The following is a 16,008-nucleotide window of genomic DNA, read 5'->3' as shown; positions in this document are numbered from 1 at the left end:
CGCTGCTGCATAGCGGCCGCGCGGCGTTCGGCGCTGCGGGCTACGCCCTTCGCGCCGCACGTCGCACAGAAGGATCAACTGAAACCACCGGCATCCGATTTCTGCACAACTTGACGCACACAACTTGATACGCGATGCTTCAGTCTTCCCGTTTTACCGATTCCGCATGGAGTTCGAAGAATTCGTGGCCGGCTTCGATGCGTGGTTGGCTCGTGATGTTCCGACCGCGTTCCTGGTGGGCATTCGTGCCGATGAATCCCTGAACCGATACCGCGCCATCCGGCCAAGGCGGCCGGGAAAACGGCGGGCATGGACGCCGCCCGGTCGCGCCGCGCCGATCGCATGGAGTTCGCGTCACGACAGCGAGGACCAGGCCGTCAGCTTCTTCCCGATCTATGACTGGAAATTCGGCGATCTATGGCGCTACACGCATGAGAAACATCACGCGTACAACCGGCTGTACGATGACATGCATTGGGCAGGCATCGCATTTTCGCAAATGCGCATCTGCCAGCCTTACGGTGATGACCAGCGCAAAGGGTTGGACCTGTTCCATCGCATCGAGCCGGAAACCTGGTTCAGGGTGGTGACCCGTGTTGCTGGCGCCAACTACGCGGCGCGCTATTGTCGCCAACGGTTTCTCGGCTATCGCGGTGGCACAGGACTACCGTCTTCCTTCGCTACCTGGAAGGCCTATGCCCATTTCCAGCTCGGCAGCATGCCAGAGGGGCAAAGGGTCGCTATGCACGTCGCATCGAACGCTTTGTCCAATGGTGGGCGAGCCATGGCTATCCGCTCGACGCCTGGCCCGACGCAGGCACACCCGCGCTGGAGAATCGACGCGCGCAACCATCCTGGCGCCGTGTGGCCTTGTCACTTCTAAAACAGGATATGGCACGCTCGCTGTCTTTCGGTTTCGCCAGACAGGACATTCAAGCGTGGGGCGCACCTGAAGAGACAGGCGCATGATCCGGGTGGAAGATTGCTGCTTTTCGCGATGGCGCTCCATCGACGACGAGGCAAAATTCTTCGCGCACATGGGACGATTTTTCGTCAGCCGCTCGGTCCGTCGAGAGTGTGGCGGCTACCCCCTCGACGACGGACCGCGCTATCGCTGGTTTGTCGCGCAAATCACGCAAGCGTCACGGGTGCTGGGCTTCATCAGCGTGGAAGAATTGGGCGATCGTTTTCATCTGCTTCAGGGCTACATGCGCCCTGAAGCACGCGGCGCCGGCATCTTCGGAGTGTTGCGCGACGCGGTGCTGACCTATGCGGACGAGCATCGGGCGGCGTTGCTCACCCGTGTGCCGAAAGCGTGTCTCCCCTTTCTTGAACCATACGGTTTCGTCGCGCAGGGCGAGAGGGGGAACTGGATGACTTTGATGAGGAATGTCCATGCCAGAAGCGATCGATTTAACGAACATCGATCAAATCGGACGCCACGCCGCGCAGGCCGCTCCAAACGAAAAAAACCCGCATCGCTGCGGGTTTTTTTCTTCGGCACGACGCAAGCCTCTCGCGAGACCCGCGCCCATGTAAAACCGGCGATAAAGCCAGCTTACATATCCATGCCCATGCCGCCCATGCCGCCGGGCATGCCGCCAGGCATCGGAGCATCTTCCTTCGGCAGTTCTGCAACGGTTGCGTCGGTCGTCAGGAGCAGGCCTGCCACCGATGCCGCGTTTTGCAGCGCCGTGCGCGTCACCTTCGTCGGATCCACGACACCGGCTTCGACCAGGTCACCGTACTCGCCGGTGGCTGCGTTGTAGCCGTAGTTGCCCGAACCTTGAGCAACAGCCGCCACCACGACGGAAGCTTCTTCGCCGCCATTCGTGACGATCTGGCGCAGCGGCTCTTCCATTGCACGCAGGACGATCTTGATACCTGCGTCCTGGTCGGCGTTCGCGCCCTTCAGGCCGATCACTGCCGTGCGAGCGCGGATCAGCGCAACGCCGCCGCCTGCCACGATGCCTTCTTCCACAGCTGCGCGCGTGGCGTGCAGTGCGTCTTCGACACGTGCCTTCTTTTCCTTCATTTCGACTTCGGTCGCAGCGCCGACCTTGATCACTGCAACACCGCCGGCCAGCTTCGCCACGCGCTCTTGCAGCTTTTCACGGTCGTAGTCCGACGTCGCTTCTTCGATCTGCTTGCGCACTTGCTTCACGCGCGCTTCGATGTTCACGGCTTCGCCAGCGCCATCGATGATCGTCGTGTTTTCCTTGCCCACTTCGATACGCTTCGCTTGACCCAGTTCGGCCAGCGTTGCCTTTTCGAGCGTAAGGCCGGTTTCTTCGGCGACGACTTGACCGCCGGTCAGGATCGCGATGTCTTCCAGCATGGCCTTGCGGCGGTCGCCGAAGCCCGGAGCCTTCACAGCAACCGTCTTCAGGATGCCACGGATGTTGTTGACGACCAGCGTAGCCAGTGCTTCGCCTTCGACGTCTTCAGCGATGATCAGCAGCGGACGGCCAGCCTTCGCGACTTGTTCCAGAACCGGGAGCAGATCACGGATGTTCGACACCTTCTTGTCGTGCAGCAGCACGAACGGGTTGTCCAGAACGGCGACTTGCTTGTCCGGGTTGTTGATGAAGTACGGCGACAGATAGCCGCGGTCGAACTGCATACCTTCGACGACGTCGAGTTCGTCTTGCAGCGACTTGCCGTCTTCGACGGTGATGACGCCTTCCTTGCCAACCTTGTCCATCGCTTCAGCGATACGCTCGCCGATCGACGTGTCGCTGTTTGCCGAGATCGAGCCGACTTGAGCGATTTCCTTGTTGGTCGTGCAGGGCTTGCTGATCTTGCGCAGTTCTTCGATGGCAGCCGCAACCGCCTTGTCGATACCGCGCTTCAGGTCCATCGGGTTCATGCCCGATGCGACGTACTTCATGCCTTCGCGAACGATCGACTGGGCCAGAACCGTAGCCGTCGTCGTGCCGTCACCGGCGTTGTCGCTGGTCTTGGAAGCGACTTCCTTGACCATTTGCGCGCCCATGTTCTGAAGCTTGTCCTTCAGTTCGATTTCCTTCGCGACCGAGACACCGTCCTTGGTGACCGTCGGGCCGCCGAACGAACGCTCGAGCACGACGTTGCGGCCCTTCGGGCCCAGCGTGACCTTGACCGCGTTGGCCAGGATGTTCACGCCTTCGACCATCTTGGCGCGTGCGGAATCGCCGAAAGTGACTTCTTTAGCTGCCATGTGCAGACTCCTTGATTCGATTCGGTTTGCTGGCTTCGCTGCGGCGCTCGGAGGAGCGGCTCAGGCAGACGAAGCCGGAACGTGCAGGAAGGATGCTTACTTGACCAGAACGGCCATGATGTCTTCTTCGCGCATGACGAGCAGCTCTTGCCCGTCGACCTTGACGGTCTGGCCGGCGTACTTGCCGAACAGCACGCGGTCACCGACCTTCACGTCGAGGGCGATTTGCGCGCCCTTGTCATCGCGCTTGCCCGGGCCGATGGCCAGGACTTCGCCTTGATCCGGCTTTTCGGCGGCGGCTTCGGGGATCACGATGCCCGATGCGGTCTTGGTTTCCTGGTCCAGACGCTTGACGATGACGCGATCGTGCAAAGGACGAAGGTTCATACACACTCCTCTCTTGATTGAGACTGAAAACGCGGGAATTCCCGTTCCATTGAGCACAGCTCACCGGAACGGATGTCTTGTTAGCACTCTCGTGCGGTGAGTGCCAATTATATGGACGGGATTTGGCAATTTCAAGAAGGGGAGGCGACGAGAATCACCGGAGAATCCCGTAGGCCGGGCCATCGCCCCCAATAAAGCGAAAACTTAACTATCAGCTTTCAACGCTCATTGACTCGATTAATGTCAATCCAAGAATTCTGATTTATCCGAATGAGGGTTTTTACCTAGATCACTGCGGCCTAGACTGCCTCTCAACGACGAAGCGATCAGAGAGACAGGTTCTCCCACCGCAACGTTCCCTCAAGCAGTCAACCAGCATTCGGAGGTTCATCATGTTCAAGTCAATCGTTCCCGCTCTTGTCATCGCTTCCGCCCTCGCTGCTCCCGCGTTCGCTCAAGCCGCCGACAACGCACCCGTCACCCGCGCCGAAGTGAAGGCGCAACTGGTTCAACTCGAACAAGCCGGCTACAACCCCGTCAGCGATCACACGACCTACCCCGCCAACATCCAGGCCGCCGAAGCGCGCGTCGATGCACAACCGGCCGCAGCCGACGCCTCCTTTGGCGGCGTGAGCGACGGCGCGTCGGCATCGGGCCATGCTGTGCAGTCGAAGTTTCTGAGCCGCATCGTGCGTCCGTCGAACGATGTCAGCGCGGTCGATTTCGATCGTCCGTAAGCATCGGAAAGCAGGCGTCGCGGCGGCTGAAAAAGCCGCTCGGAACGAAGCCCGGCCTGAGCGCCGGGCTTTTGAGTATTGATCGACGGCGTTTTCATCAAGCTGTAAGCCACGGATTCGACGATGTTTTTCGGAACCTCCTTTTTCATCGGCGGGTCCGACGGCACTACAATTTACGTTTGCCGCGTCTCACATCTCGTATTTGCCGTGCCTATGCCCACTCCGCTGCGTCTCGCTTTCGCCTCCCTCGCACTCCTCGCCCTCGCCGCCTGCGGGGGCCGCTCCGCCACCACGCCGAGCTATCAGCAAGAATTGTTCAATTCCGGCGCGAGTCCGTTCGCGCACAACTTCGACGCCACCGTCAACGAAACCTGCGAAGCCGCGCGCCGCGCCCTGCTATCGCAAGGTTTCCTGACGACGATGGGCCAGCCCGATACCGTCGATGCGACCAAAAACTTCCAGCCGACCGCCGATCAGCACGTGGTCGTGTCGTTCCACGTCGTCTGTACGCCGGGGGAAAATGCGACCAACACGAGCATCGCGTATGTGAACGCCGTGCAGGACGGCTACGCGCTCAAGAAGAGCGACACGTCGGCGAGCGTCGGCCTGAGCGTGTTCGGCTCGCTGTCGCTGCCGATCCGCTCGAACAACGACGCGATGGTGAAGATCACCAGCGAGACCGTGCCGGCAGGCAAGTTCTACGACCGCTTTTTCGGGCTGATGGGCCACTATCTGAGCACCGTGCCACGCAGCGCGCCCGTCGCCGCCGATGAAGTGAAGAGCAAGCCGCTCGCGCCGTCGATCGTCGTGAGTTCGCCGGAACTGACGCCGACGCCGATCGTCGTGACGAACCCGGCCGCGGCGACGGCGATCCAGGCATCGGCGGCAGCGGCCGAGACGCGCAAGGAAGCGCAGGCGGCGGCCGCGAACGCATCGGGCGCTAGCGCGCCGTCGACGCCGGCGGAGGGGCCGGTTTCGGCGTCGGCTTCGGGGTCGGCAACCTCGACGCTATCTCGCTAGGAATTTCCTCAAGGCGTGCTAAGCATTCGAGTCAAAAGGAAGATTGCCTTGATTATTTTCCGTGAACCATCCTTCCCAGAAAGGCTCGTGCAGGTCTATCGCATGCGGCAAGTCCGTGGCTAAACCGCCTGCACGCACCGCTTTCATTCGCCGGACGCATTTATCATCGTCCGTCGCAAAATGCGTTATACCCGCGAAGACGCATTGGCCGAGTATCTTGGCGTCGTCTTTGATGGCGACACGCGCGTCCGATTCCTGCCGATTGCCGTGCATTTCGTTGAAGAGCCTGGCTGTCAGTAACGCGTCTTCGTAATTAAACGGTAGAACGATAAAATTCGAAAGGCCCAAACTCGATATTCGCTGTTTAACCTCGAACTCGCTAATGACGATGGTCGACAAATACATCGTGATTTCTTCGGCGATAAATCGCTGAAAGTAAGTCTTCGCAAGAGCATGATGCGAGCGATTCGAATCACTCAAGCAAATCAGGAAGCTGGTATCAAGCAAGACGGAATTCACTCAGACGTTCCCCGCAAATTTCGAACCCATTCAGCCGGGTCATCTACATCCTTCCATGCTTCCGTGCCTTCCGAAGTCAATTTTTCGAATGCCTGTTCATCGAACCCAGGGGAATAATCGACGAACTCTACTAGTCGTGCGTCACTCAATTCACCTGTTTCAATATCAAGCTTTGCTCGAATTCGGACATGCACGTGTCTATAAAGGTGATTTTCAGTTTCGGCGCGTATGGTCTCGCGCTCTGCATGCACGGTCAGCATTTTTCCGTTGGCCAAACGGATGCGGGCAGTCGGCTCCCTTGCTCCGCCCAACTTGACCACTTCACCGCGAATATAACGCTCGACATTAACCAACTGATGGTGGTCGGCGAAATGAAAATCCGTCACATTTGAAACCACAATCGTCGTCCTTTCCGCACCACTAATTTCCAGTTTCCACGATTTTGCGTCGCGTGCCGTCAATTGCCATCGCTCGATGACCGACCGACGTTTCGGATCGATCCTTGTCAGATCCAATCCGCTGGCAAGTCGTTTTAAATCGTGCAGCAGCCCTGGCGAATCGGCATTGCGCGCTTCGATCGCCAGCGATCCGTTGACCACGGCGACCTCCAATTCGGCACTTACGGACCTCTCGCTGCCGAGGAGAAATTCCTGCACGTCGCTCGCGAATGCGGTGAGCGTGCCCAACGGGACGCGCGCCGGACTGATTGCGTAGCCCGGCGATTCGTCGCTCAACGAAAATGTGATTGGGTGTGAGTCCATACGACCATTGTCGTTGTTCGCGCCTGCATCGTCTATGCCTCTTTAGTTGCTTATCGTCCGCCAATATCAGCGTAAAACACTTCAACGGCGCCAGTTTTTGGCATAAGGTACGCCCCTCACCTCGGCACGTTCACCACCCCGCCATTCACCAGAATCGCATTCGCGCCCGGACTGGCCGCGATCGCCGGCAGATTCGCCGTCGTCAGCGCGGGCGCGGCACTCGGCGAGCCGCCACGCGCGACCGCGCGCACCACCTGCGACGGCGGCAGCGGCGCGTTGTTCTTCAGATGCGCCCACATCAGGTTCAGCGCCTGAAGGTTGTAATAGTGGACCGGAATGAAGCGCGTATCGAAACCGGCCACGCCCAGAAACGCGTCGAAGTGCTGACCGTTCATGATCTCGTAGAGCGACAACTGGCTCTTGCTGCCCTCCGCCATCCGGTTCGCGCCGAGATACGGACGCGACGCATGGTTGATCGGCACGAGCGCGTCCGAGCGCCCCTGCACGATGATCGCCGGCTTGCCGCGCAGATTGGCGTTCACGCGGATCGCGTTGACGCTCGCCGCCATCGTCGGATTGCCGGTCGTCCATAGTTCGCGCAGACAAGCCGCGCCGGTGAAACTGGCATCGGCCGTCGCCAGACGATGATCCGCCGCGCCGCTCGTTCCCGCGTTGTAGACCAGATTGATGCCGTTGGTCGGCGGCACGCCGTTGCCGTTGCCGAAGACCGTCGGCATCGGCGAAATCAGCGGCGTCACGCCCGCCGCGCCGGTCGCCGGATTGGTCGTGCCGAAGCTGAAGTTGCACAGGTTATCGACGACGCTGGCCTTCATGTACGCGTCGGCGTAAGTCACGGCGACGGCGGGCAACGGCCTGCGAGTCCCACATCGGCGCGTGCAGCGTGTCGGAATCGGCTTCGTAGCCCGCCTGATGCAGCGCCGCCAGCGCGTTGTTGGCCTGCGTCGTGGTATCGCCACCGCCGATCACGCCGCCCAGCGCCAGCGACGCGCATCGCGCCGTGCGGATCGCCGCGGTCGTCGCGACCGGCAAGGCGCTCAGATTCGGCGCGTTGGCCGCCGCCGGCGCCAGCGCCGCGCACGGTTGCAGCAGATTCGCGAGGCTCATGTAGTCGGCGAGCGGCCGCCCGAACGAGCCGACCGGCGTGTTGCCCTCGTACACCGCCACCTGCGACGGCAGATTGAGGTTGATCTGCGGCTCGCCGACCACGACCGCCGTGATCCAGCCGTCGGTATCCTGCTCGGCCGCCGCCAGCGATGCCCCGCCGCCGTTGCTGACCGATGCCGCGATCGTCGTGATGCCGCCTTTCTCGTAGCGCACGGCATGCGTCGAGCCGTTGTTGAGCGCGCCGTAGGTATCGTTGAGCGCCCAGTAGGCGAACTGGATCGCCTGCAAGGTGTTCTTGCCCCAGTCCTTCTCCGGATTCTGCTGCGAATGCGCATGCTTGAACGCGTAACGCGCCGGCAAGCTCGCGTTGTACGACGCCAGCGCCGCGCTGCTCACGTTCGCCTTGAAGATCGCCGTATTGCCCGCGAGCGTCGCGTTGGACAGCGTGCCGTCGATCAGCGTGACGAGATTGGTCGTGAGATTCTGCGCGCCGTTGCCGCTGCCCTTGTCGGTGTAGGCGACCGCGCAGCCGCGCTTGAGTCCCCATTCGCCCGCCGCCGATATCGCGCCGTAAATGCCGCGCGAGCCCGACGACGTCGCCGTGACGATGCACGGCTGATCCGCGTTGAAGCTCGACGGAATCTGTACCATCAGACTGACGTTGAGATTGCCGCTGCCATCGTCGGCGTAGGCGAGATATTCCTTGCCGGCGATCTTGCCTTCGCCGAGCGTGTCGTTGCCGTTCAGATCGACGTTCGGCCCCCAGAAGCGCCCGTAGCCGCCGTTCGCCGTCATGTCGACGAGCGCGCGATAGTTCGAGTAGATCGCGAGGCGTCGCAATTCGGCCGCCGTCGGCGACGTCGCATTGGCGATGGCCGGCGCCGTCGACGACGCCAGTCCGCTCTTGCCGAGGCCGGCGGTCAGCAAGTCGTCGGTGTTGCCGTCGTAGCTTTGAATCTTCACCGAGCCGGAAACGAAGCTCGGCAGGGTGTTGGTCGGCGGGCCGCTGTTGTCGTCACCGCCGTGGCATCCGGCGAAGGTGGCTGCTGTCGCGAGCAGCGCGAGGGTCGTCGCCTGTCGCCTGAGAGTCTGGATCCGCGCGAATCTTGTCATTGTGTGTCTCCGCCATCGGTTGCCGAATCATCGAATCGAACGCCAACTCCAACGCCATCGAATGCATTACGAACGTACAACAAACGCAGCAGAGCGAGTATTGCGCCGAATCGTCCGCCTGTCGCTTCTCGACACTCCTTAGTTTCGCTGGCACGCGCGGCAAATCAGGGCAATCGAACGGATAAACGAAAACGGGCTCCGGCGCAAACCGGAACCCGTTTAGGAACCCGCATCATTCGGGCGATGTGCGAGCTCGTCACGCACCGGACACGCCGGAACCCGGCCACCCGATCGCGTGGCCGCACCCGCGCGGCCGGACGGACCTCCGGCCTCGCTTACTGGCCGCCACCTTGCGTGCCGAGCGTGAGCTTGTTGCTCACCGACGTCACGCCCGCCACGCCCTTGGCGACTTCACCCGCTTGAGCGATCTGGCCGCCTTCCGGCACCGTGCCCGTCAGGGTCACCGCACCGCCGCGCGAGCGCACGAAGACATTGGACACATCGAAGCCCTGCGCCTTCGACAGCGCGCGGCGAACGTCGTAGCCGAGCTTGCGATCGGCCTTCTTGGTCGTGGATTTCTGCGCCTTGGTCGGCGCAGCGGTGGAATCGGTGGCGGCCGCGTCGCTCGACTGGGCATACGCACTCGATGCCACCGTCACGCACAACGCCAGGCCCAGCGCCTTCAACAGATCGACGGCTTTCATGGTTTCTCCTTTTGATACGTTTGTTGACTTCGCACAGTTGCTACTTCGCTCGCTTTGCACTTTCGGTTTTTGCTTTCCTTGTGCACTTCAAAACGGACCGCACGCAGCGGCGGCCGACCCGGCACGATGGCGCGGGCCAACCGCGGTCGCGCGCCGGCCACAATGGGCCCGGCACGCGGCGGCAAACGAACTGTCGAAACGGCCGTTGCTGCGATGCGGTACTGCGAGAGGCTGGCGAATGAACAAACATCGGCCGATTTGACCGGGCGCTGCGCCCGTCGGCTCGTTTCTGTGTCTCTTATTCTGCTTCAGGCGCGATGCCTGTGTTTCGTGATGCTTGCCTGACATGAAGCGGCGAACGTCAATTTAGCCCAGCGCGGCCATTAGCGCAAAACTTTTAACATCCGGCGACGATCGGTCCGCATGCGCGCAACAATGCCGGCCGCTTCAACACATGGCTGTCATACTCGCCCGACGCGCCGCGCATCGCTCAAGCCGGCGGCCGCGAGTCATGTACCATCGACGGCATGGCGCGCGGCGGGCCGCGACCGCGCGCCGTGTTCGGGTAAGCTCGCGGGAGATGACCCAGCCCTCAGGAAGCGAACCGGAACCGCGTCCGTCCGACGGTCCGGAACACGGCCAGCGGCGCCGGCCCCAGCCGAAGATCGTCGCCCGCTTCGTGGCGATCTCCTGGCGCGATCTCGCGCTTACCTTCGGCCCGATTCTCCTCGTCTGCATCGTCGCGCTGTGGGTCGCCGTGCGGCTGATCCAGCCCGCGCCGCCCGATACGCTGACCATCGCGGCCGGCCCGAAAGGCAGCTTCTTCTGGAACAGCGCGCAGAAGTACAAGGCGATCCTCGCGCGCAACCGCGTCACGCTCAACGTGCTGGAGACGCAAGGCTCGCTCGATAACCTCACGCGTCTGGAAGATTCGCATTCCGATGTCGACGTCGGCTTCGTGCAGGGCGGGATGACGCAGCCCGGCACCCCGCACGATCATCTCGAATCGCTCGGCAGCGTGTCGTATGTGCCGCTCGCGGTGTTTTATCGCGGCGCGCCGGTCACGCGTCTGTCGGAACTGAAGGGCAAGCGGCTCGCGATCGGCGCGGAAGGCAGCGGCACGCGGGTGTTGTCGCTGCAATTGCTGAAGGCGAACGGCATCGAGCCGGGCGGCGATACGCCTTTGCTGCCGCTCGCCGGCGACGCCGCCGCCGATGCGCTGGAAACCGACAAGGCCGACGCCGTGTTCCTGACCGGCGATTCCGCCCAACCGCCGACGATGGCCAAGCTGCTGCGCACGCCCGGCGTGCGTTTCATGGATTTCGCGCAGGCCGATGCCTACGCGCGCCGCTTCCCGTATCTAACGACCATCGATTTCCCGATGGGCGCGTTCGACTTCGCCCGCAATCTGCCGCCGCATCCGGTGCATACGATCGCGCCGACGGCCGAACTCGTCGCCCGCGACAGCCTGCATCCGGCGCTCTCCGACTTGCTGATCGAAGCCGCCCGCGAAGTGCACAGCCGCGCCAACCTGCTGCAGCGCGCGAACGAGTTTCCCGCGCCGCTCGCCCACGAATTCCGCATCAGCGACAACGCCGAGCGCTATTACAAGTCGGGCAAGAGCTTTCTGTACCGCACGCTGCCGTTCTGGCTCGCGAGTCTCGCCGATCGCGTGCTGGTCGTGCTGGTGCCGCTGATCGTCGTGCTGATTCCGGGCTTGCGGCTGGTGCCGGGGCTATACCGATGGCGGATGAAATCGCGGATCTATCGCTGGTACGGCGCGCTGATCGCGATCGAGCGCGAAGCCATCAGCGGCCCGGACACGTCGCAGCGCGACGCGCTGCTCGAGCGCATCGACGCGATCGAAACGTCGGTGAACCGGATGAAGATGCCGCTCGCCTTCGCCGATCAGTTTTACGTGCTACGCGAACATATCGGCGACGGAATCGGCGGCGGGATCGGTGACAAACGCAGCGAGCCGATCGAAGGCCGGAGCGGAACAAGGCAGCACGTAAGCAGCGCAACACGTAATATCCATAGAACGGCGGATGGAAACGTCCGGCATCGACCCAACAGCGACAGGCGAGCACACGATGAGGCCCAGACGCGGCCCAGGGAAGGGAGAAACCAACATGAGCGGCCCCGGTTAACCGTATTTCTTTTTCGATTTCATCTCGCCGTTCTCGTATCTGCTGCTGGAACAGCACGACAAATGGCCCGACATGCCGTTCGCGCTGACGCCGATCCAGTTGATGAAGCTGCTCGACCGCTGGGGCCAGCCGCACGCCACCACGATTCCGTCGAAACGCATCTTCACGTACCGGCACGCGCTGTTCCGCGCCGAACAGCTCGGCATTCCGTTCAAGATGCCGCCCGTGCATCCGTTCGATCCGAACAAGGCGCTGCGCCTGGCCGTGCTCGCGGAAGGCGATATCCACGTCGTGCGCGAAATTTTTCGCTATATCTGGCGCGAAGGGCGCGATTGCTCGTCGGTGGAAGGTTTCGCCGATTTGTGCCAGCGCGTCGGCCTGCCGGATGCGGTCCAGCGCATCGAGGACGACGACATCAAGACGCGTCTGCGCGACAACAACGAGCGCGCCGTCTCGCTGGGCGTGTTCGGCGTGCCGACTTTCGTCGTCAACGAGCAGATTTTCTGGGGCGAGGACACCTTGCCGATGGTCCTGTACGTCGCGCGTTCGCCGAACTGGCCGGAAGCCGCCGAGGTCAAGCGCATCAGCAATCTGCCGATGGCCCCGCGCGACGCCGATTTCACCTGACGCAACGTGGCGCAAACGTGGCGGCAAGCCGACCGACGCGCGCCGGTAATGCCGTGCATAGGGCGTGCGCTATGGGCCGGATGGCGGAAAGCGTTTAACCTCGCATCAGGCTGTGTGACTATTTGTTGACGGACGACGTGCGATCGCACGCTTCGTCCGCGCGCGCATTGTGTCCGTGAGATGTGGGCGCGCAGGTCGGCAAAGGTCGGCGGCCATCCGTTTTCCATCGTTCGACCGATATGACCGACCCCGCCGACTCACTCGATATCTGGCTCATCCGCGTGCTGCGGACGCTTTTGCTCGAGAGCAGCGTCACGCAGACGGCGCAGCGGCTGAACCAGACGCAACCGGCGATCAGCACGGCGCTGCGGCGGCTGCGCGAGATTCTCGGCGATCCCATTCTCGTGCGCGGCAAACAGGGCATGGTGCCGACCGAATACGGCGAATCGCTGCTCGCGCCCGCCCAGCACGCCTTGCGGGAAGTCGAATTCGTCGCGACGCCGCACGGCGATTTCGACGCCGCCAGTTCGCGCCGCACGTTCCGCGTCGCCGCGCCGGATTACCTCAATGGTTTCTTCATGCCGACGCTGGTCGCCGCTTTCCGCGATGCCGCGCCGAACGCGCGTCTGGAAATCGAATCGCTGAATCCGATGCGCGATCACGAACGCGCGCTCGACGAAGGCGAGATCGATCTGATGGTGGTCGCCAACTGGACCAAGCCAAGCCGGAACCGCGTTTCGACCGGCAGGATTTGTTCGCGGATGTTTTCGTCTGCCTGATGCGCGCCGATCATCCGCTCACGCGCGAACCGCTGACGGTCGAACGCTACGCGCGCGCCGCGCATCTCGCGCCGACGCCGTACAGCGGCGGCAAGCGGCATCCGATCGACGTAGGGCTGGCGCGCGCGGGCATCGAACGGCGCATCGTGACGACGATCCCCTACTTCGGGCTGGTGCCGCAGGTGCTGCTGCAATCCGATCTGATCTTCACCGCGCCGCGCCGCTTCGCGCAGCATTACGCGTCGATGCTGCCGCTCGCGGTGATGGACTCGCTGGTGCCGTTTCCGCGCATCAAGTGCTATCAGCTGTCACTGCCGCAGCCCGAGCAGCCGACCGATGTCGCGTGGCTGCGCGAACTGATGTCGAGCGTGTCGGCGTCGCTGACGCGCAAGCGCGCCGTCACGGCATCGGGCGAGGAAAGCGACGTCGATACGGTCACCGAATAGCGCCTGTTCTCCGCTATTATCTGGACGGACCCTTTTCCTAAGCCGACCGCCCGATGGACGCTCTCGACCGTCTGCTCCAACTCGCGAATCTTTCCGGCGCGCTCGATCTGCGCTGTCTGTTGCGCGGTCCGCTGGAACTGGATCACGCGCCCGCCGGCGAAGCGGTGTTTCACGTCGTGCTGGCCGGAACGTGCTTCGTCGCGCGCAAGGGCCGGCCGACGCTCACGCTGAACGCGGGCGATATCTTCGTGCTGCCGCGCGGCGATGCGCATGTGCTGAGCGTCGCGACGGCATCGGCGGATGAGGAGGCGGTCGCGGTGCGCAAGCAGCCGCAAGGCACGATTACCCTGAAAAGCAATTGCGTCGACGGCCGCGCGGCGGAACTCGATCTGCTCTGCGGACGTTTTCTGTACGCGCCGCGCGCCTTGCTGATCGATGTCCTGCCCGATGTCGTCCACGTCTCGTTTTCGGATGCCTCGGCGCCTTATCTCGCCGCGCTGATCGGCGCGATGCGTCGCGAAGCCGACGAAGCGCAACTCGGCGCGCCGTCGATCATCACCGCGCTATCGACCGCGCTCTTCACGATGGTGCTGCGCGCGTGGCTCGCCGAACAGCCGTCGGTCGCGGGCGTGCTCGCGCTGCTGGCCAACCGGTGGCTGGGCGCGTCGATCATCGCGATGCTGGAGCGGCCCGCCGAACCGTGGACGGCTGGAATTGCTCGCCAGGGAAGCGGCAATGTCGTGCGCCACCTACATGCGGGCGTTCTCCGCGCATTCCGACAGTTCGCCGCTCGCGCTGCTCGGCCATGTGCGGATGCAGCTCGCCAGCACCATGCTCACGCACACCAAAAAGAGCATCGCCGATGTGGCGGCGGATGTCGGTTACCAATCCGAAGCGGCGTTTTCCAAGCGGTTCAAGGAACTGTACGGCGTCGCGCCGGGACGGTTTCGCGTGGCGAACGGTCTGACCTGAACCGTTCTTCGCCGTGCATGCGTGCGCCAGCATCCATACCCTTCGTTTTCCCGCACCCACACTTCCAACATTCCTACGCGAGTGCGCTGCACAATAAACGCTCGCACGTTCCGGAGGGGCCGGAACGGCTTCAGCCCTCAATCGAAAAGGACATCAAAATGGGCCCGATCGTTCTCATCGCGTTGCCGGCGCTCGTCGCCATGGCGGCGGTCGTCTTCTTCATGTCGAAACGCACGCCGAAGCACGCGGTCCATGTGCCGACGGTGATCGGCACGGGCGTCGCGGTCGCGGCGATCGCGGCGCTGTCCGCGTGCTTCACGCAAGTGTCGTCGTCGAAGATCGGCGTCGTCACGACGTGGGGACATGTCGAGGCCGAGACGCTCGCCGAAGGCCCGCATCTGGTTTCGCCGGTGGCGAAAGTGCATGAAGTGTTCGTCGGGCTCGATGTCGCGCGCATCACGGGCGCGCAGGCCGCGTCGAAAGACTTGCAGTCGGTGCATACCGATCTGACGATGAACTATCGCGTCGATCCGGCGCACGTGATCGCGCTGTATCGCAATTCGCCGACGCTCGAATACGAAGCGAGCTACGTTCAGCCCGCGATGTTCGAAGTCTTCAAGTCGGTGGTCGCGCACTACACGGCGGAGGAACTCGTGACGAAGCGCCAGCAGGTGTCGGAAGGCATTCTGGCTGGATTGCGCACGAAGCTGCAGGGTTACAGGCTGTTGATTCAGGACATCAACATGACGAACTTCAAGTTCAGTCAGGCCTTCGATGCCGCGATCGAAGCGAAAGTCACCGCGAGCCAGCGCGCGGAGCAGGCCGAGCGCGAGTTGCAGCGCGTGAAGTTCGAAGCCGAGCAGCAGATCGAAAAGGCGCGCGGCGAAGCGGAATCGATCGCGATTCAGGCGCAGGCCGTGAAGACGAACGGCGGCGAGCAATATCTGCGCTTGCAGGCGATCAACAAATGGAACGGCGCGCTGCCGACTTATCTCGGCGCGGGCGCGCCGGTGCCGTTCCTCAACGTGCAGCAGCAGTAAGCACGCGGCTGCGATTCATCGACGGCGCACCCATCCGCGCCGTCATCTCCCGCACGCGCAGCAGTTGCGCCGTCACCGCCAGCGCGATCGACCACGGCGCCTTATCGACGATACCTTCCACGCCGATCGGACAGGTGATCTCGGGCAACCGATCCGCCGCGACGCCGCGCTCGATCAGACGCCGCTCGAACTTCACGCGCTTCGTCTTCGAGCCGATCAGCCCGAAGTACGCAAAGTCCTCGCGTCGCATGATGCGTTGCGTGAGCGAAAAGTCCAGCGAGTGATCGTGCGTCATCACAATGAAGTAGTCTGGCCTGCAAAATTGAATTTGCCGGAATGGACCCAACGACGCAGTCTGGTGCAGACGTAAACGCACATCTCAGCCAGGTCTGCAGCGCACGAGTAGAGGTTGAGGCATGACGTTGAGCT

The 16,008-nt window shown here is 62.6% G+C and carries 13 protein-coding genes and 4 pseudogenes; 9 read left to right on the top strand and 8 right to left on the bottom strand.

The window, feature by feature from the left end:
• Positions 1-166 precede the first annotated feature (166 nt).
• Positions 167-883: a DUF3440 domain-containing protein gene (locus BVER_RS19310; protein WP_232316666.1), complete on the top strand. Its 717-nt coding sequence runs from the start codon at positions 167-169 to the stop codon at positions 881-883.
• A 259-nt stretch (positions 884-1,142) separates the two neighbouring features.
• On the opposite strand, the gene BVER_RS31730 is transcribed toward BVER_RS19310, so the two are convergent.
• The 3 genes from BVER_RS31730 to BVER_RS19295 all read right to left on the bottom strand — a co-directional run bounded on the left by BVER_RS31730 (position 1,143) and on the right by BVER_RS19295 (position 3,586).
• A complete protein-coding gene (locus BVER_RS31730; RefSeq protein WP_157056135.1) occupies positions 1,143-1,424 on the bottom strand; it encodes a hypothetical protein in 282 nt (93 codons plus the stop codon).
• Positions 1,425-1,558: 134 nt separating this feature from the next.
• Positions 1,559-3,199, bottom strand: coding sequence for a chaperonin GroEL (gene groL / locus BVER_RS19300; protein ID WP_050454681.1), 1,641 nt, complete (start codon positions 3,197-3,199; stop codon positions 1,559-1,561).
• A 96-nt stretch (positions 3,200-3,295) separates the two neighbouring features.
• Positions 3,296-3,586: a co-chaperone GroES gene (locus BVER_RS19295; protein WP_006999126.1), complete on the bottom strand. Its 291-nt coding sequence runs from the start codon at positions 3,584-3,586 to the stop codon at positions 3,296-3,298.
• Between the two features lie 392 nt (positions 3,587-3,978).
• Between BVER_RS19295 and BVER_RS19290 the strand changes: the two genes are divergently transcribed.
• Together BVER_RS19290 and BVER_RS19285 are read left to right on the top strand one after the other, a co-directional pair.
• Positions 3,979-4,323 (top strand): DUF4148 domain-containing protein, encoded by a 345-nt coding sequence (locus tag BVER_RS19290; RefSeq protein WP_050454680.1) that lies wholly within the window; start codon positions 3,979-3,981, stop codon positions 4,321-4,323.
• 213 nt (positions 4,324-4,536) lie between these two features.
• Positions 4,537-5,343 (top strand): DUF2242 domain-containing protein, encoded by an 807-nt coding sequence (locus tag BVER_RS19285; protein WP_050454679.1) that lies wholly within the window; start codon positions 4,537-4,539, stop codon positions 5,341-5,343.
• 18 nt (positions 5,344-5,361) lie between these two features.
• Here BVER_RS19285 and BVER_RS19280 read toward each other — a convergent pair whose 3' ends face one another.
• The 4 genes and pseudogenes from BVER_RS19280 to BVER_RS19265 form a co-directional block, all read right to left on the bottom strand.
• Entirely contained in the window at positions 5,362-5,862 is a 501-nt protein-coding gene (locus BVER_RS19280) for a type II toxin-antitoxin system VapC family toxin (protein WP_050454678.1), read from the bottom strand.
• On the bottom strand, positions 5,859-6,596 hold the full coding sequence (locus tag BVER_RS19275; protein ID WP_157056134.1) for a hypothetical protein: 738 nt from the start codon (positions 6,594-6,596) through the stop codon (positions 5,859-5,861). Before BVER_RS19275 ends, BVER_RS19280 begins: the two co-directional genes overlap by 4 nt.
• A gap of 143 nt (positions 6,597-6,739) precedes the next feature.
• A pseudogene (locus tag BVER_RS19270) lies at positions 6,740-8,861 on the bottom strand (D-(-)-3-hydroxybutyrate oligomer hydrolase).
• Positions 8,862-9,196: 335 nt separating this feature from the next.
• Positions 9,197-9,565, bottom strand: a complete 369-nt coding sequence (locus BVER_RS19265; RefSeq protein ID WP_050454676.1) for a BON domain-containing protein — start codon at positions 9,563-9,565, stop codon at positions 9,197-9,199.
• A gap of 580 nt (positions 9,566-10,145) precedes the next feature.
• Here BVER_RS19265 and BVER_RS30380 point away from each other — a divergent pair.
• From BVER_RS30380 to BVER_RS19230, 6 genes and pseudogenes are all read left to right on the top strand, one after another.
• Positions 10,146-11,504, top strand: a pseudogene (locus tag BVER_RS30380) (TAXI family TRAP transporter solute-binding subunit); the annotation flags it as partial.
• Positions 11,505-11,736: 232 nt separating this feature from the next.
• Positions 11,737-12,342, top strand: a complete 606-nt coding sequence (locus BVER_RS19245) for a 2-hydroxychromene-2-carboxylate isomerase (RefSeq protein WP_050454672.1) — start codon at positions 11,737-11,739, stop codon at positions 12,340-12,342.
• 239 nt (positions 12,343-12,581) lie between these two features.
• A pseudogene (locus tag BVER_RS19240) lies at positions 12,582-13,567 on the top strand (LysR family transcriptional regulator).
• Between the two features lie 53 nt (positions 13,568-13,620).
• Positions 13,621-14,115, top strand: a pseudogene (locus BVER_RS34255) (cupin domain-containing protein); the annotation flags it as partial.
• 187 nt (positions 14,116-14,302) lie between these two features.
• A complete protein-coding gene (locus BVER_RS34250) occupies positions 14,303-14,539 on the top strand; it encodes a helix-turn-helix transcriptional regulator (protein WP_332309135.1) in 237 nt (78 codons plus the stop codon).
• A gap of 17 nt (positions 14,540-14,556) precedes the next feature.
• Positions 14,557-15,579 (top strand): prohibitin family protein, encoded by a 1,023-nt coding sequence (locus BVER_RS19230; protein WP_083452259.1) that lies wholly within the window; start codon positions 14,557-14,559, stop codon positions 15,577-15,579.
• Here BVER_RS19230 and BVER_RS19225 read toward each other — a convergent pair.
• Positions 15,560-15,943 carry an XdhC family protein gene (locus BVER_RS19225; RefSeq protein WP_269750783.1) on the bottom strand — a complete coding sequence of 128 codons (384 nt, stop codon included), beginning with the start codon at positions 15,941-15,943 and terminating at the stop codon, positions 15,560-15,562. The two genes, BVER_RS19230 and BVER_RS19225, sit on opposite strands and share 20 nt — an antisense overlap.
• Positions 15,944-16,008 lie beyond the last annotated feature (65 nt).

This window comes from Candidatus Burkholderia verschuerenii, assembly GCF_001189365.1.
Taxonomy (GTDB): domain Bacteria; phylum Pseudomonadota; class Gammaproteobacteria; order Burkholderiales; family Burkholderiaceae; genus Caballeronia; species Caballeronia verschuerenii.
The sequence above is the reverse complement of the archived record's forward strand: the minus strand, read 5'-3'. Positions and strand labels throughout refer to the sequence as shown.

Excerpts from the sequence above, each read along its gene's own strand:
- BVER_RS19310 (WP_232316666.1), top strand. The coding sequence starts at position 167 with ATGGAGTTCGAAGAATTCGTGGCCGGCTTCGATGCGTGGTTGGCTCGT.
- BVER_RS34250 (WP_332309135.1), top strand. The coding sequence starts at position 14,303 with ATGTCGTGCGCCACCTACATGCGGGCGTTCTCCGCGCATTCCGACAGT.
- BVER_RS19230 (WP_083452259.1), top strand. The coding sequence starts at position 14,557 with ATGCGTGCGCCAGCATCCATACCCTTCGTTTTCCCGCACCCACACTTC.
- BVER_RS31730 (WP_157056135.1), bottom strand. The coding sequence starts at position 1,424 with ATGTTCGTTAAATCGATCGCTTCTGGCATGGACATTCCTCATCAAAGT.
- BVER_RS19285 (WP_050454679.1), top strand. The coding sequence starts at position 4,537 with ATGCCCACTCCGCTGCGTCTCGCTTTCGCCTCCCTCGCACTCCTCGCC.
- BVER_RS19290 (WP_050454680.1), top strand. The coding sequence starts at position 3,979 with ATGTTCAAGTCAATCGTTCCCGCTCTTGTCATCGCTTCCGCCCTCGCT.
- groL (WP_050454681.1), bottom strand. The coding sequence starts at position 3,199 with ATGGCAGCTAAAGAAGTCACTTTCGGCGATTCCGCACGCGCCAAGATG.
- BVER_RS19265 (WP_050454676.1), bottom strand. The coding sequence starts at position 9,565 with ATGAAAGCCGTCGATCTGTTGAAGGCGCTGGGCCTGGCGTTGTGCGTG.
- BVER_RS19295 (WP_006999126.1), bottom strand. The coding sequence starts at position 3,586 with ATGAACCTTCGTCCTTTGCACGATCGCGTCATCGTCAAGCGTCTGGAC.